General features: G+C 44.5%; 13 protein-coding genes. 5 read left to right on the forward strand and 8 right to left on the reverse strand.

Going from position 1 to position 16,048, the window contains the following annotated elements:
* The first annotated feature begins 67 nt into the window (after positions 1 to 67).
* Positions 68 to 298 carry a surface lipoprotein assembly modifier gene (locus H8A87_RS19770; protein WP_332460333.1) on the forward strand — a complete coding sequence of 77 codons (231 nt, stop codon included), beginning with the start codon at positions 68 to 70 and terminating at the stop codon, positions 296 to 298.
* Here H8A87_RS19770 and H8A87_RS04955 read toward each other — a convergent pair.
* Positions 295 to 1,059 carry a GNAT family N-acetyltransferase gene (locus H8A87_RS04955; protein ID WP_198688883.1) on the reverse strand — a complete coding sequence of 255 codons (765 nt, stop codon included), beginning with the start codon at positions 1,057 to 1,059 and terminating at the stop codon, positions 295 to 297. The two genes, H8A87_RS19770 and H8A87_RS04955, sit on opposite strands and share 4 nt — an antisense overlap.
* Positions 1,060 to 1,600: 541 nt before the next feature.
* Between H8A87_RS04955 and H8A87_RS04960 the strand changes: the two genes are divergently transcribed.
* The 4 genes from H8A87_RS04960 (at position 1,601) to H8A87_RS04975 (ending at position 7,771) form a co-directional block, all read left to right on the forward strand.
* Positions 1,601 to 2,341 carry a Slam-dependent surface lipoprotein gene (locus tag H8A87_RS04960; RefSeq protein ID WP_198688884.1) on the forward strand — a complete coding sequence of 247 codons (741 nt, stop codon included), beginning with the start codon at positions 1,601 to 1,603 and terminating at the stop codon, positions 2,339 to 2,341.
* Between the two features lie 88 nt (positions 2,342 to 2,429).
* Positions 2,430 to 3,899 (forward strand): porin family protein, encoded by a 1,470-nt coding sequence (locus H8A87_RS04965; RefSeq protein ID WP_198688885.1) that lies wholly within the window; start codon positions 2,430 to 2,432, stop codon positions 3,897 to 3,899.
* Positions 3,900 to 3,959: 60 nt separating this feature from the next.
* On the forward strand, positions 3,960 to 6,941 hold the full coding sequence (locus H8A87_RS04970) for a TonB-dependent receptor domain-containing protein (protein ID WP_198688886.1): 2,982 nt from the start codon (positions 3,960 to 3,962) through the stop codon (positions 6,939 to 6,941).
* Between the two features lie 8 nt (positions 6,942 to 6,949).
* Positions 6,950 to 7,771, forward strand: coding sequence for an energy transducer TonB (locus H8A87_RS04975; protein ID WP_198688887.1), 822 nt, complete (start codon positions 6,950 to 6,952; stop codon positions 7,769 to 7,771).
* A gap of 53 nt (positions 7,772 to 7,824) precedes the next feature.
* On the opposite strand, the gene H8A87_RS04980 is transcribed toward H8A87_RS04975, so the two are convergent.
* The 7 genes from H8A87_RS04980 to H8A87_RS05010 form a co-directional block, all read right to left on the reverse strand.
* The gene (locus tag H8A87_RS04980; protein WP_232370081.1) at positions 7,825 to 8,442 is read right to left on the reverse strand and encodes an NAD(P)H-dependent oxidoreductase; all 618 of its coding nucleotides are present in this window, start codon (positions 8,440 to 8,442) and stop codon (positions 7,825 to 7,827) included.
* A 90-nt stretch (positions 8,443 to 8,532) separates the two neighbouring features.
* Entirely contained in the window at positions 8,533 to 9,276 is a 744-nt protein-coding gene (locus H8A87_RS04985; protein ID WP_198688888.1) for an SDR family NAD(P)-dependent oxidoreductase, read from the reverse strand.
* 14 nt (positions 9,277 to 9,290) lie between these two features.
* Positions 9,291 to 10,055, reverse strand: coding sequence for an SDR family NAD(P)-dependent oxidoreductase (locus H8A87_RS04990; protein WP_198688889.1), 765 nt, complete (start codon positions 10,053 to 10,055; stop codon positions 9,291 to 9,293).
* Positions 10,052 to 12,907 carry an aminotransferase class III-fold pyridoxal phosphate-dependent enzyme gene (locus H8A87_RS04995; RefSeq protein WP_198688890.1) on the reverse strand — a complete coding sequence of 952 codons (2,856 nt, stop codon included), beginning with the start codon at positions 12,905 to 12,907 and terminating at the stop codon, positions 10,052 to 10,054. Before H8A87_RS04995 ends, H8A87_RS04990 begins: the two co-directional genes overlap by 4 nt.
* Before the next feature lie 15 nt (positions 12,908 to 12,922).
* On the reverse strand, positions 12,923 to 13,687 hold the full coding sequence (locus tag H8A87_RS05000; protein ID WP_198688891.1) for a hypothetical protein: 765 nt from the start codon (positions 13,685 to 13,687) through the stop codon (positions 12,923 to 12,925).
* Positions 13,674 to 14,963 carry a beta-ketoacyl-[acyl-carrier-protein] synthase family protein gene (locus H8A87_RS05005; RefSeq protein ID WP_232370082.1) on the reverse strand — a complete coding sequence of 430 codons (1,290 nt, stop codon included), beginning with the start codon at positions 14,961 to 14,963 and terminating at the stop codon, positions 13,674 to 13,676. Before H8A87_RS05005 ends, H8A87_RS05000 begins: the two co-directional genes overlap by 14 nt.
* Entirely contained in the window at positions 14,963 to 16,048 is a 1,086-nt protein-coding gene (locus tag H8A87_RS05010; RefSeq protein WP_198688893.1) for a beta-ketoacyl synthase N-terminal-like domain-containing protein, read from the reverse strand. Before H8A87_RS05010 ends, H8A87_RS05005 begins: the two co-directional genes overlap by 1 nt.

Below are 16,048 nucleotides of genomic sequence, written 5' to 3' on the forward strand. Positions count from 1 at the left end.
AGCGGCTTGCTATCAGCAATGGGAGTGAGTGCGGGAATAGCCGGTCTATCCCCGCATTAATGGCTCACTGCTTGTCACTCTGGGAAAACAACGCTTCGGCACCTACAGCGAATTATTGGGAGCCAAACGTCAAGATGATGAACAGCTCTATACTGCTGCCATTAAATTTCCGGCCGCTAAAATATTTGGTATGACGCCATCCTTCACTTTCCGCCACCGACGCAATCACAGCAATGTGAATTGGTTGTACAGTTATGACAAAAACGAGATACAGATACAGCTAGAGAAATATTTTTAGCCAAGGCTATGAAACATCCACAAATTAGGCTCAATGTAATAAGCCATCTGTTTTTCAGCATCCACCACCAGCGGTACTAATCCGCCGGGAATGATATATTCCCCACTTTGCGGAAACTTCATGCCTGTCCACTCCTCCCACTGTTCCAGAGTGCCGTAAATATCCATGGAGCGAAGGGCAGGTTTGATGATTTTTGCCCCCAAACGACAATGAGTGCGGATCCACGGGTCAAACGGCTCACCTTTTTCATTTTTCCAGCCACAATACTCGACAAAATCTTGCAGGGGATATCGAATTTTCAAACTGGGCCTTACTGGAACCACAATACCTTGCAACCCAGCTTCACGAGCGGTCTGTTTCAGGCTATTGATCAATAAAGCAGGAATGTTTTGGCCTCGGAATTCGGGATCAACCGTCACGCCCAATGCTGACACTATGTTGGCCCGCTGCTTTCCCTTCGCTTCCCCGCCGGCATGTAATACGGCGTCCCAGCCCTCATCAGGCAATTGCTCCAGTGAATGATGTTCCCAAGGAAAAGGAATTGAATTCAGCAAACCAATAAGACGTTCTGCTTTCCCCTGTTGCAGAATTGCAAATTTTTGAAAACGGCTGAAACCAGGTTCATATAATTTATGCCAATGTTGTTCTGCTACAGCATCGTTATTTATAAATATAGGCCAATTAGGTTCGATGAGATTACAGATTGCCTCTTCTAAATCTGTTCTCTCTTCAGCAGATTGAATAATAATTTTTACTTCCATAATGAGTCACCTATTAAACCTTTTTCAGCCAGATAGATATACGAACACTCATAGAATATATACGATTAAATTTCTAATGATTTAGATATTCGAACATAACAATATAATCTTTATTATTTTTCACACCATAGTTAATTATTTTCTACAAGGAAGATGTAAATTTTTCTTAACAGAAAAAATGAGTAAATTAAATTTAGTAATAGAAATTTATATAATTAAATTTACCAAATAACATATGAAACTTTTTTATTGCTAATAATATTATGAATAACACAATAATATCAGGTAATTAAATCTACCTACATCACACTTTTAGCAAAAAAACAGATTTCTTCACCTACCCTAAAAACAGCAAAAATCACCAAAATTTAATAAGTTAAGCCTAAAATTCAGGCGAAAATCCCTATCAAAACAAGAACAAATAGTAATAATTATCATTTACATTGTTATTTGAACGGTGTACGTTTTCCCCGCGCAATAAATACAGGCCGTTTTTATGACTGGGTAACGAGGGATCCCCCCATTCCAAACGAGGATAATAATGAAAAAGATAAACGTATTAGTTGCCGCTTTAGGGGCATTGGGATTTATGGCACAGGCTCAGGCAGCAGTAGGATTTGGCCAGAGCCAGGAAGAAACAACACCACGCATTAAGGTTGGCGCAACCCAGCCAGGTTCAGGCCCACACGGTGGTAAAGGTGGTGAGCCGGGCATCGGTGTCAGTTCCGTTTATGGCGGTCAAATCACTGGGTTTGCTGGCTTGACTAGTATGGCTCCTGCGGACAGTAATGGTATCCATAATATCTCAATGGCAGGTGCGCCAGGATCTCACGGCGGCATGGGGGTATTCCATTTCAGCAAGGTCGCCAATGCGGACGTTTACTTTGGTGAATGGTCACAGACCGGTCAAGCATCGGATAACACCCGCACCGTTTATTATGCAGGCAAGGATATAACCACCAATATACCAACCGACGGTACAGCGACTTATACGGTGACAGGCATTAACCAATACAGCGATGACAATGCCCTGTCCGGTACATTTACCGCAGACTTCGGCGAGAAAACTCTGATCGGTTCAATGGCAAATACCGCGATGACAATCGATATTGATGCCAGTATCGGCGCTGATGCTGAATTTGATGGCGCTGCCATAACTGATGATTTAGTTGGGAAAACCAGTGGTCACTTCTTTGGTGACAGTGCTTCCAGCCTGGCCGGATATGCCACATTTGAAGGTGACAGATCCAAGGATACCGCTTTCGGTGGTGATAAACAGTAATCATTAATTTTTCAGAGAACAGTGCCATTTTTGGCGCTGTTCTCTGTTTTTATTTCTAATAACGTGGGCTTTGTGATCTGGTTTCCCGATGTCTGACAATAGAACAATACCAATATTATCAGCGGCACTGATGGCTCTATGCCTTTCCCTGCCCGTTTATGCCGATGAAGATACTTCCCGCAAAATCTGGCAGGAAGCACAACATAACCAACAGGAAAAAGAAACCAGTCTGATTACGCCATATCCTGTTTTCATTGAAGATAACGCTTCATTGATTGTGATTAATGGACAGAAATTTCAGGTCGAAAACAATCTTAACGATATCGGTCAGGCACTATTTCTTGCCACCAACCACAGACAGTGGCCGGACGTCAGGCGTTTTCTCGCGGCTTACCAAAAATTGCCGGGGCATGATGTTATGCTGGTGAATTTTGCCCAAGGCGGGCTAACGCGTCTTGACGGAGATTTAGATCTCGCCGCCTATCATTATCAACAAATCCTGAATCAACAACCCGACTTCCCCCGTATCAAACTGGAACTGGCTCGTGTCTATTTTGACGATCATAAAAATCGAGAAGCCGAACAACTGTTTTCAGGATTGAGTGAAGGGCAACAGTTACCAGAAGCTGTCTTAAAGAACATTAACAGCTATCTGGAAGCGATAGACCTGAGAAATGGCTGGCGTGGCTCTTTCTCGGCTGGTTACGCTTATAACGATAACGTCAATATGTCTCCTGATCAGGGGTCAATCTGCCAGTACCTCTCAAGCGATAAATGTATCAAACGACAAATACCCAAAGCCATCAAAGCGTGGGGCATGTCTTATGACGCAACATTAAGCCGACGTTACCAAGTTGCTGGCCATCACGGCATTTTTGGCCGTGGCCTGATTTATGGCGAAAACTACCGCGATTACCACGATGGGAACGAAAATACTTTTCTGCTAGTCGGTGGTTACAATTATAAAAGCAAGAGTCATGATTTCTCCTTTGGTCCCTTGTTTGAATATAAACAACGTGCGGATGACACCGGTTACCGTGCCACAGGTGCCAAAACAGAGTGGAGATGGGCATTTACCACTCAAACAGCCCTTAATGTTGAACTTGAGCACAAGCAACTGCGTCATCAGCAACGTTACCGCCGGAAAGATGGCGAATTCTCTTCAACTTACCTCACCCTATCCCATGCCATTAACAAAGACTTCGTCCTGTTTGGCGGTGGTGATTGGGTTTATCGAAACAATGACCAACACCCCATGGATCGCTATCAGCAATGGGGTGTTCGGGCTGGTGTCGCCGGACAACTCTATCCCGGCATTAATGGCTCACTGTTTGCCACGCTGAAAACACGGCGCTTTGGTGCTTACAGCCCGATGTTGAATGCCAGACGTCAGGATAATGAGCAGATTTATACGGCTGTCATTAAAGTACCTGCCGCTGAAATATGGGGTATGACACCTTCTTTCACTTTCCGCCATAGACGCAATCACAGCAATGTGGATTGGCTATACAGCTATAACAAAAATGAAGTGCTGATAAGGCTGGAGAAGTATTTTTAATCAAAATCTTATGTTTTTTATTTGTGTGATGATAATCGACAAATCGAGGCAAAGGACAACATGATATACCGAGTTAAAACACAACTAACCCCCATCACAATTGCATTGTCACTGGCATTTTCACTGGCGGCCCCTCCTCTGTTTGCCGAATCCAAACCTACCGTGACCGCCTCAAGCAGCAAGACCGACTTAGGTAAAATTCGTGTCACGGATACCAGTGATGATAAAGACAAAGCCGGTTATGATGCGGTCTATGACAAAGATATTTCCAATATTTATATCGGCAAAAAGGAGATAGAACGCTACAAAGGCTCATCTCCCGCCGATTTAGTTAAAGGTGCCGTTGGCGTATACAGCGGTGACGCCCGCAATGGTGGCGCCTTGGATATCAATATCCGGGGTGTTCAGGGCCAGGGGCGCATTCCTGTCACCATTGATGGTACAGAACAGGCTATTACCGTAGGGCGTGGTTATCATGGTGCCAATAACCGCAACTACATAGACCCAAACTTAATCAGTAACATTGAAATTGAAAAAGGTCCTTCTCTGAGCCGTGGAATCAAAAGTTCCGTCGGCGGTGCTGTAGCTATCAAAACCTTAGGCATTGATGATGTGGTGCCGAAGGGGGAAACCTTCGGCATCAATACAAAACTGGAAACTAGCAGTAATTCAGTGAGAGAACGCACTCCTTCCCTATCATTAGGACAGGATTACCGTGATATCCCAAATTTTACCCAAAATGGTATCGAGACTGATCCTGCTTTACAAATCACCCCCCATTCATCAAGAGACAATAAACTATTTGGCTTCAAAGATAATGCCTTCCGTATCGCAGTAGGAACACGGCAAGAATATTTTGACCTAATGCTGGCTTATGCATACCGCCGTCAGGGTAACTATTTTGCCGGTAAAGGTGGTGCCCATCGTTATGATGAATACATTACAGAATCGGACAGGGAGCTAATGAAAGGTGCCCGAACAGCACTGGATCCTTATCTGCCATTTGCCGCCCGTATCTATCGTCCCGGCAACGAAGTCCCCAATACCTCCAGTGAAATGCGTTCCGTATTAATCAAAAACACGTGGCGTTTTACCGACGAACAGACACTGCTGTTGGGTCTTCGCAATACCCGCATGGAATTTGGTGATATTATGCCTTCACGCTTGGGCTGGATTAAGCCCGAAGAGAATAAGGTTCCCCAATGGCCACTGGCTAATGTCCACCAGCAAGCGGCCAACCTGCGCTACAAATGGCAGCCTACAGATAACCCTTATGTTGATTTCGACATGAACCTGTGGACAACCCGCACCACCAGCAATACTAACACCGCAGGGGGATACCCACGCACCCCCGTCGATAGGGACTGGTATTGGGAAAATGGTACCAAAGACAGGAACCCCAATATTGATGGTACATTGATCAATTCCTCAATTACCCATACCCAAAACAACCGCTGGGGTGTCGATCTCTCCAATAAATTTACCCTACACCCCAGTCTGGATCTGACTTTGATGGGAAATTTCCAACGGGAACGCCTTGACTCCAATGATGACTACAATTCCACAAGTATGTACTTTTTCCAGTCCCCCTCACGGAAAGGACAGCGTCAGGAAATCAATCTCGCCTTTAACTTTGACTGGCGGCCAACTTCATGGCTGGAGCTAAAAGCCGGTGCCAAACGTGTCTCCTATTGGTCTCAAGATGATTTGCTTAATGAACGACGTGCTGCAAAGGATTGGCGTTATCAAAAACAACGGGAAACCCTCGGACATAAAATGAGTTATTTTCGGACAGTGACCGAGAAAGAAGCTGATATAGTACAAAAAAGGGAAGAATTTATAAGATCAAATAAAACCGCGCAAATGAGTACAGCAGAGAGGATAGCGTTCCTTAAGAAGCTCAGAACTGAATATCCAACTATCAAGACAACAAGTATCACTTCACGTGATGGCCTGAAGCGTAATATGGTTAGTGAAGAATTCGAATGGCTTTACGATTCCAACAATGGCAAGCTCAATAAAAGCAAGAACCCCTATTTCAATGGTCAGTTGGATATGAATAAAAGGGTTCTCGATCCAATAAGCGGCAAGGAAGTCTATAAATATGAATACGGCTCAAGCATTGACGCAAATGGTATATCAGGCCCTAATGTTGACGATCCTTGGGAACCCGCCGCTAAACGTAAAGATCATGCCTGGGCACCTGCTTTTTCAGCCACGGCTTATGTCACAGACGATTTCCGTCTCTATGCCCGCTATGTCGAAGCGGTAAGAATGCCCAGTATTTTTGCCGACACAATCGGTTTTTCAGGTACCCAAGATAACCGAATCGGTCAACAATTTAAGCCTGAGCGTGCCAAAACCACTGAAGTCGGCTTTGTTTATGATTTCAGCCAATTAGTTAATGCTGAACGCCATGCCGATATCAAACTCGCTTACTACGACACAGTCATTGAAAATGTATTCGACAGGGACAACACTTATCATTTCTCTCAATTGGACAAACAAAAACTGGCTGGACTGGAACTACAGGCACGTTATGACAACGGCAGTTTCTTTACCGATATGGGGCTAACCTACAACATGAAAAACAAGGTGTGTGACAATAATTCTGTCTCAAGAATGGATTCCCAAAATCGCTATGGTATCCCTGAATGTATTGATGGCGGTTTTCCGGGCGGTTATCTGCGTACCTCTATCCAGCCCCAATACTCTGCTAACCTGACCGTCGGCGGACGCCTGTTTGATGAAAAACTGGAACTGGGCAGCCGAATGATCTATCACAGCAAGGCAGAAAATAAAGATGAAAAATGGCTGATGGGAGCACTACCTGATGTTTATAAAGGCCAGTCCAACAATCCGATGCGCTGGAATCCGGTGTTTACGGTTGATGCCTATGTTAGCTACCAAATCACCCCAGACTTATCAGTGGAGCTGACCGGCACGAATTTAACCAATCGCTACTATCTCGACCCTCTGACACGTTCGATGATGCCAGCGCCGGGCAGAACCTTTAAGCTCAGTCTTACCAGCCAGTTTTAGGGGATGATATGACCAACACAGCCATATTGGATAATCCAGTCGCCCATTCTCCGCTTACGTCCCCAAAGGGCTTGCTGGTAGGTATTCTGATTGCCATTTTATTGCATATCAGTCTGATATGGCTGTTTAACCGACATGCTTCATATGATGATGACACTGCCCATCATATCAACAACAACGCTCCTGCTACGGGGCTATCCATTACGATGGTCGCTGCCTCATCATGGGAGAGTGAACCGGAGCCGGTCTCTCCACCACCACCGCTTTTGACGGCACCTGAATCACCGACAACACCCGAAATCGTGCTGGATAAAACGGTTCACCCTGAAAACAGAGTGGAAAAGCCGCTGGAATCCAACAACCCCAAAAAACGTAAAAAGCAGCAGAAAGAAAAACCGCAGGAGATGGCAGAAAAGAAACCCGCCCCATCATCGCAGGTACAGAAAGACAGTCATACAGAACAGGAAACCAACGGTAGCAATCAGATTAATTCACAAGGCAGTATGAGCCGAGCAGCAACTTCACAGCCTTTGGTGGGACAAGGAAATAGTGAAGTGGATAATTACCGAGCAAGATTGCGGCAGGAAATCGAACGCCATAAAGACTATCCCCGCAAGGCAAAAAGAATGAAACAACAGGGTACAGTCACTGTCAACTTTACCTTGCTGAGTGACGGTACATTGACCACTGCCAAAGTGGTTAATTCCTCCGGTAACAGCACATTGGATAATGCCGCGCTCAATGCCATCAACCGCACCAGTTCGGTTGGCCCCATACCTGCAGATATCCCATCCGATGTAACGCTTCAGCTTGATTTTAAGTTAGATTGACCGATGACCTCGCCCACAATTGGGCGAGATGTGTCGAAGATTATCAATATTGGCTAAATAACAATGGATTCCAGCAGGGCTTTTCTTTCTTCATCACTGATCTTGGGAATGGCATAGAAAGGCACAACTTTAGTAGGATAGATGCCCACCAACCCCAACGTTCCCAGTGTCATATCACGCATGAAGTTATCTAACTCCATGTCATTTTGAACCAGAACCTGTTCTGCAGTACCTAAAGTGATAAATACGGTTGCTGATTTTCCCGTCAGATGAGGGGTAAAAACCTTTTCATCTTCATAATAAGCAAAGCCATTGGAGAATACCCGGTCAATCCATCCTTTAAGAATAGCGGGCTGACCAAACCACCAGATAGGATAAATAAAAATAAGATGATCGGCTTCTTTAACCATAGCCTGACTTTTCGCAACATCGGGTAATACCTCCCCTCTGTGCAAGGCCTCAAAATCTGGGCTGGCAAGTACGGGGTTAAATTTCTCATCATAGAGAGAAATAAAACTATATTCGTCACCTTTATTAACTATCTCATCAATAATCCTTTCCTTAATGGCATAATTAAAACTTTTAGGATTAGGGTGAGCATAAATAATCATATGTTTCATTTTCTGATATTTCCTTTGAGAAATAAAAACTATATTGCTTGGCAACATCATAAAGATGAATCTGCCCAATAAAAAGTTGACCCATCTAAATAGACTCATCAATAGCATTGATTAAATATAGAATGAAATAACAAATATAATTTACGCTCCCCCTCTCTCTCCACCATCAATAGTCAACCCCTGAGCTGTGATCATAGCAGCCTCAGGAGAAATGAAAAACATGACCGTATTAGCAACATCTTCCGGATTGACTAAACGTCCCAATGGGATCCTTTTTTCTATCCGCCTGAGTAAAGCTAATGTTGAACATCCGATTAATTTTACCTGTGGTTCTAAACCCTTAACAAGCATTGGTGTATTGACCCAGGCAGGCAATACGGCATTGACGGTAATTTGTCTCTCTGCCAGATCCATAGCCAGTGATTTGGTTAACCCAAGCAAAGCATGTTTTGAGGTACAATAAGCCGTATTCTGTTTTGTTCCCATTCTGCCAAGAATAGATGAAATGATGACTATTCTACCACCAGAAAGAATATCCGGCACAACATGCGATAATAAGCGCTGGGTTGCATACAAATTGGTTGCCAATACCACATCCCAAATATCGTTCTGGTCAATATCGTTCTCATTCGCTCTACCATGACTAACGATAATTCCCTGTAATTTACACTCTTTCACCACAGGTATTAATGCATTAATCATAGTTTTTTCATCAACCATATCAAGCTGAAGTGGCCGAATATGTTCCGGTGATTGCTCTGCCAATATATTTAACCCTTCTTGGATAATGTCAATGGCAATAACATCGTATCCTGCCGCAACAAGTTTTTGGCACACAGTAAATCCAATACCACTGGCTGCGCCTGTGACAATATATGTTAACATTATCTTTTCCTTAATTAGCTTAATGCGATACCACCATTGACGTTAATTATTTCACCCGTCATATAGTTATTTTCTATTAGAAAACATATTGCACTGGTAATTTCGCTGACATGACCCACTCGCTTAAGTAATACTTTATTATTGATGATATCCTTATTTACCTTTAATAAAGACTCCGTCATCTCAGTCTGAATAATGCCAGGTGCCACAGCATTAACCCGGATCTTTTTAGGTGCCACTTCAACTGCAAGTGCCCGAGTCAATGACTCTATCCCGCCTTTGGTTGCTGCATAAATTGACTGGCCTTTATTGGGTCTTGTGGCTGAAATCGACGAGATGTTGATAATATGACCACTGCGCTGCGGTATCATCACTTTCAACACTTCACGGCTACACAGGATATAGCTCAATAAATTGTTGTTGATCAGCAGCTCAATATCTTTGGTCTCCATCGTGGCCAGTAATCCATCTCTAGTGATCCCCACGTTATTGACCAGAAGATCAATACGGCCAAATGCCTCGTTGACAGTATTAATAAATGTGCTGACACCTTCTGCCTTGGCAAGATCAACCTTGACAGGCAGTATGTCAGGGTAATCATGCGCTACCTGGGCAATAAAATCGGCGGTTTGAGGCGTTTCATTTCGATAACAAAAAGCGACCCGATATCCCTTCTCCAGCAGGTTTAATACAATCGCCCGACCGATTCCTTTGCTCCCCCCTGTCACAATGGCGCATTTTTTTAAGTCGTCTGAGGTTAACTCTATATTCTTACTCATAAACTTGAATTCTCTTTGATATCAGACAGGGTGAAGTTGTGCTTCTTGGCGATCGCCATAATGTCGAGAACTTGATCAGTCGAGATATTCCCGTATGAGAAATTTCTCTTGTATTGTTCCAGTGCCAACAAAATGGTTTCTGCCATGCAGGCATAAACCTGCCCTTCTTTCAAATAGGCTCTGACTCGAGGATCTAAACTGTCATTATGTGGTGTCTGAACAATACCTCCCCGTAGTATTTTGATATCCGGCCGACTCAGCAAATCTTCATCAGAAAGGTTATGCGGCACCGAAATATCACAGACGATAGCCCCTTGTTTAATTTTTTCGACCGATATAAATGCCTCTGAAGCATTCGCGGCACACACAATGACATCACAGTTTTCAATATCAGCAATATCTTGGGAGGTATGGATAAAAGTTTGGTCAGGATTTTGGTCAGAATAGTGCTGGGTTAAATAGTGATCTATCGCTTCACCCACATTTGTTTTACCGACCAGATAGTCATCCGGCATCGTGGCAAGACAATCCAACACTCTTTTCGCCAGCCCACCCACAACAAGCCGACTGTTCACTCTGAATTGTTCATAGATATTTTGATAAATATGGTATTTCACCGCATTCAGTTTTTTCAGCGAACCGTGGTTACTGCTTCCTATAAGCACTATATCCTGAAATTGTGGCCCCAGAATCTCAGCATAAACACGCCCAATATTTCCGGCTCCGCCCACAACCGCAATCCGCATCTTGGTCATATTCTGACCCATGATGCTTCTTTGCAACGCTTCAATACCAATACCCACGGTAAAAGCATTGCCCGTTGTCACGCTGATCGGGTTATTCTTTAAAGATTTGCCATTATTGGTGATGATTGAGGTAAACATCCCCAACCCAACAGCGTGATTACCATCAGCTACCGCCTGAGTGACACGAATATCAATTTCATGCCGCAGGTGCCCCAATTCATTGTTGGCCAATGCCTCTTTGATCATTTTTGAGGTCACGGTGAGCGGATAAAGCGTGAACTCTACCGATTTGCCGTTGCTCGAACGAATTCGTGCTGCCCTGAACGGTTTCGTCGCCAGATTGAAAGTCGTGCTTTCAACAAACAGTTCCAGTTCCTCATCGCTGAAGATACTGAATGAAGGATCAACTTCCCTGAGCCCACCAGCAGAAATCAGATGGTTGATAAACGCCGCCTTATAATCCACTAAGCCATCATCCTGTAGATGCTTTTCCTTACGGCGATAATCAGCAGGGATGGATTGATCCATTTTTCCAAGCATAGGAGCCACAATAAAGCCCGCGTTGGCATGGCGAATCGCGAGACAAATGTTGGAAAGCGCCTCCACAAACCGGGTAATTTGTGGAAGTTCCAAAAATACGGAGGGTTCCACGCGAATCACATTAGCTGCACTGCCTGAAGGTGCGACACGAATACGACTGCCACACAGCAAATGGCCACTGAGCACATAGCCTAAACTGCCTTGTACGGCAATATTTTGCAGAATGTAGGAGTCTGAATTAATGACATCGTGGAACTCCATGCCCCAAATCAACCCCTTGCCGCGAATATCCCGAATAACATCAGGATACAGTTCTTTCAAAGCATTTAGATGGGTTTTGAACTCTTCTCCCAGTTGGGTCACTTGCTTAAGTAGTTTGCGCTGTTCGGCATACAGCAGATTGATATAATCCAATGCCACCCGACAGGAGAAATCATCTTCACCAAATGTTGAGCTTTGGATGACATCAAACCCTGGGGTAAAACTTTCCTGACGGATTGCCACAACCCCAATTTTGACGTAACCGCCCCCCAATGCCTTAGAAAGCACAAAATAGTCAGCCTGAATCCCCGCATCACCGGATGCCACTAGAAATCCGCATCGTCCCGAACCGGCCTGCACTTCATCAGCAATAACCGGGCAACCAACGATCTGTTTTAACTGGTTAATGTCCCTGACCTGCTCCGCACTGAGCGGATACACTCCACCTTCACCCTGAACCGGCTCCACCATCAATGCAGTCACGATTCTGAAAGTTTTTTTCGTCAGGATGAACTGACCATTTTCTTCCTTCGGTGACCACAACCAGCTATTGAGAATGTCATTAGCTTTTTCGCCCATCTCAACAAACTCCGCCAAATTTTCAGCGGAGAGGAAGAGCGTATTTATTTCTAATCTTTTAAGATAGTGACGGTACATCACACTATGCGTACAGTTCGCTGTTACCATCATCTTTCCGTGGAAAGAATGTTCAAGGGCAAGAAATGTGGGCTTGGTATCCAATCGATCTTGATTGAATGCAGCCAGAGCCACTTTAATCTCTTCAACAGACGCATCTTTTCCCAGCTGCAATTGTTCACACTGCTCATCGGTCAGTACAATTTCTTTCCCACCCTCGATTCTGGCAGTAGCGGCCGCAATCTCCTGCTCCAGTTCTAAAAGCTGCGAATTACGTGTGAATTCTGCACTTTTCAGTGCAATTTCCATCGATTCCGCGCCAGTGCTGGCAAAACAGAACACAAAATCGCCATGAGCTCCAGTTTCTTCCTTCAATAATTCATTCAGTCTTTCAGACAATACGGCCGCAGGCTTTCTAATGGAAAACTGGTTATGAATCGGTGTTTCTTCATCAAGGTAACGTTTGATTTTTTCTCTGATAACAGGTGAATTATGACCCAGTAATGTCGCTCCATATCCTCCCAGAAGATCCAGAACCGGAATTTCTTCCCCATTCTCATCCTTATAATAAAGAAAATTACCCGCAGCCCGATGATAAGTTCTGTTTAAACCAAGCGAGATCAATGCACGGGTAAGCTGAGGCTTACAAAATGTAGCGTAACTTTCCATTGTGAACCCTTATTGTTAATGAAAACTTTCAATCAATACCTGGGAGGCCATACGTTCTGTTATATCCTTGATAAAATGGATAGTTTCAGCGGAGTAATTCCCTTCACGATACATGCGGCACAGGGAGGCAATATCGACACTCGAATAATGTTTCTGTCTCTGTGCTTCATCACTTGTCAGAATGAAAGTGACACCAAACTCAACAAACGTTTTAGCAAGGTCAGGTTGTGGTTCACGGGCGAGAATGCCCATACCTGAAGCCACCACTAACGCATAGTCAATGGTACCGCTACTGAGCAATAATTCAGCTTCATTGAAGGCCGATAACAACCCAATATTTCCACGCAGAAAAGAAGTGCAATCCCCTTGCAGACCAAGTTCCTGAGAAAGTACACCCAGCAGGTTATTACTGAGCGATAGCGTAATGATGAAAGGATTTATCTGTTCTGATGCCCAGATAGTCTGATACATATCATTTTCATCCTTTACTCCGTTTTGTCCTGCTTCTGTCAGCAGCTCTGAAGGCATTGGATGAAGATAGCCATACTGAGTGGCATACAAGCCAAATTTTATGGCAGGATCATCAATGTTCAGCTCTGATAACAGTAATGATCTTCTGGTTGAGATAAGACCTTTTTCAGTTCCGATAGAATAAAAGCGTCTGAGTTTTCTGTTCTTAATCAGTTCACTGCCATCATTACCATGATTCAAGCTATTAAATTCGGGATGATCGCTGATCAAGTCATAAGCAATGAGTTTGATTTCCTTACTTTCCATCATATCCCCCTATTACCAAACACGAATTAATACCACCAAAGCCAAATGAGTTTGTTATCGCGTTTTGTACGGGAACAGAGCGTCCTTGTCGTGGTACATAATCCAGATCACAAAGTGGATCAGGTGTTTCAAGATTAATGGTGGGAAGAATGAACTGATTTTTCACTGTTAGAACAGTTGCCACAGCCTCAATGGCTCCCGCCGCCGCTATCCAATGACCCAGCATGGATTTGGTTGATGAAACCAAAGGAGGCTGAGAACCAAAGACACGCTTGATGACGGCAGTTTCCAGTTCATCATTCAGAAGAGTGGATGTACCGTGAGCATTAACATAATCGATCTGTTCAGGATGTAATCCACTATCTCTGATCGCCTGCCTGATAGCATTTTCTGCGCCAATGCCATCGGGATGTGGAGCGGTCAGTTTATAGGCATCGAGGGAAGCACCATAGCCTTTAATCTCAGCATAAATTCTGGCTCCCCTGCGCAACGCACTTTCTTCACTTTCAAGCACCAAGAAAGCGCCTCCTTCACCAGCAACCAATCCACTACGGTTTTTATCAAAGGGGCGGCAAAGCCTATCACCCCATTTTTCCGTTACGGCAGTTGCCCCCAATAGCTTCAATCCGATCAGGGTACGCAGGCTGATAACGGAATCCGCACCACCTGCCAGCATGATAGAAGTCTCTTGCCTTTTGATGGATTGACAAGCCAGCCCAATCGCATGGGTTCCCCCCGCACAAGCCGCATTCACATTCATCACAGGCCCCGATAAAGAAAATCGGCGGGCAATTTCTGTAACCATTCCATCATTGCCACACCTTAGACCAGAATAGGGACCCAGATTATGGCGTAACCCGAACAGGGTCTGTATCATCTGCTCACTATCGCCACCCGCATCGCTTTTGCGATACTGGTGGCGATCATCTTCAGATATTTCAGATACTCCGCTGCATCCATAAATACCGATGAGGTTATCTGCTAGCTGTAAGGGTTTTAATCCTGCATCTTCCAGCGCTTTAGCCGCCGCAATAATCCCCATCACTCCACGTTTATCAGTAATACCCGTTTCCGGTAGATAGGCTGAGTTCTCAGCAACCAGCACATCAAAATCAATCTGAGCAGCATACTTCACAGGCAGTGCTCCATTATCCTCAAATTCCAGTGGCTTAATGGCTGACTCCCCTGCACAAAGTTTCTTCCAGAAAGTGTCAAGATGGGTACCGAAAGCACTAACAATACCCATACCAGTGACAAAAACACGACGATCAGAAGTCATCACAATCCCTCTCTCTTGGTCATCCCCATCCGAAGCAAAATAGCAATGCACTGATTTTCCAGTCCATGTGCCAATATCAATACCAAACGGTGAGGTTGCTGACAGGTAAGGTTTAGATTGACGTTATCTACACCTACACCTTTTTTATGCATCTCAATAGCCAAATTAACCGCAATGAAAGGCGCCGCAGCCCCGGTATATCCCATTGCTTTATCGAGATTAAACTGCAATACCTTGGGGAAAGTGTCATAGACCAGAGTGGTGAATTTATCTTCAGTTTTCCCAACATGGATGATTTGATCTGGGGGTGAATCCCATGCGCTCACTTCTGACAGGAAATGGGCATATTGGTTACTATTTTGGAATGTCATGCGATAAACATGAGCTATCTCACTATCTGCCTTCTGGCTATCACCATGCAGGGTAATAAATGAAGCAGCTTCCGCTGGTAGCCATGGCATGTCTTTCATTAAGCGCTCGTATGCCAGGTAATACCACGGTGAAATTTTCTGGCCGTTACCACCACAAAGTGCGAATTCACTGCGTTTTTCCTTGAGGCTGTAATACCCCTCCAGCAGGGCTTGGCCTCCCGAATCAACATGAGGAGAAAAGAAGACATTATCGCCGCGAATATTAAGATGCTGTGACAATTGGCTGGCAGTAGAGGTATTTAATAGCACCAATCCCGTCAGTGGAGGTGTTTCCACCAGCGCTCTGGAAACATAGCTTTCATCATCCGCCGTATCAAAGGCGATGAGATAAACGTTATTATCAACATCACTCGTCCCTAACCCAATAAACAACCCGCGCTGTTCAGGGGAAAAGGCCTCCCCGATACTATTTTCCCAGGTTTTAATGCCGGTATAGAGTACCCACTGACTCTGTGCATGTGCTGCCCGCCGGATCATCTTATCCATGGTGGGCATAACAAAAGACCCCTCTTCAATGAACCTTTCCCCGATAATATTAGGTAAATGCAGTGTGTTACCTGACAGGCGGGCCTTTTCTATCGTGCCATGAATAATGTTATCCATATTCAGGCTATCGGGAAGCAAACTGACTCCATTGGTAATATAAATCCCCAT

It is taken from the genome of Xenorhabdus lircayensis, assembly GCF_016306625.1.
Lineage (GTDB): Bacteria > Pseudomonadota > Gammaproteobacteria > Enterobacterales > Enterobacteriaceae > Xenorhabdus > Xenorhabdus lircayensis.

What these genes read in the sequence shown, in the direction of transcription:
- H8A87_RS04955 (WP_198688883.1), bottom strand. Translation starts at nt 1,059, where the DNA reads ATGGAAGTAAAAATTATTATTCAATCTGCTGAAGAGAGAACAGATTTA.
- H8A87_RS04960 (WP_198688884.1), top strand. Translation starts at nt 1,601, where the DNA reads ATGAAAAAGATAAACGTATTAGTTGCCGCTTTAGGGGCATTGGGATTT.
- H8A87_RS04965 (WP_198688885.1), top strand. Translation starts at nt 2,430, where the DNA reads ATGTCTGACAATAGAACAATACCAATATTATCAGCGGCACTGATGGCT.
- H8A87_RS04970 (WP_198688886.1), top strand. Translation starts at nt 3,960, where the DNA reads ATGATATACCGAGTTAAAACACAACTAACCCCCATCACAATTGCATTG.
- H8A87_RS04975 (WP_198688887.1), top strand. Translation starts at nt 6,950, where the DNA reads ATGACCAACACAGCCATATTGGATAATCCAGTCGCCCATTCTCCGCTT.
- H8A87_RS04980 (WP_232370081.1), bottom strand. Translation starts at nt 8,442, where the DNA reads ATGATGTTGCCAAGCAATATAGTTTTTATTTCTCAAAGGAAATATCAG.
- H8A87_RS04985 (WP_198688888.1), bottom strand. Translation starts at nt 9,276, where the DNA reads ATGTTAACATATATTGTCACAGGCGCAGCCAGTGGTATTGGATTTACT.
- H8A87_RS04990 (WP_198688889.1), bottom strand. Translation starts at nt 10,055, where the DNA reads ATGAGTAAGAATATAGAGTTAACCTCAGACGACTTAAAAAAATGCGCC.
- H8A87_RS04995 (WP_198688890.1), bottom strand. Translation starts at nt 12,907, where the DNA reads ATGGAAAGTTACGCTACATTTTGTAAGCCTCAGCTTACCCGTGCATTG.
- H8A87_RS05000 (WP_198688891.1), bottom strand. Translation starts at nt 13,687, where the DNA reads ATGATGGAAAGTAAGGAAATCAAACTCATTGCTTATGACTTGATCAGC.
- H8A87_RS05005 (WP_232370082.1), bottom strand. Translation starts at nt 14,963, where the DNA reads ATGACTTCTGATCGTCGTGTTTTTGTCACTGGTATGGGTATTGTTAGT.
- H8A87_RS05010 (WP_198688893.1), bottom strand. Translation starts at nt 16,048, where the DNA reads ATGGGGATTTATATTACCAATGGAGTCAGTTTGCTTCCCGATAGCCTG.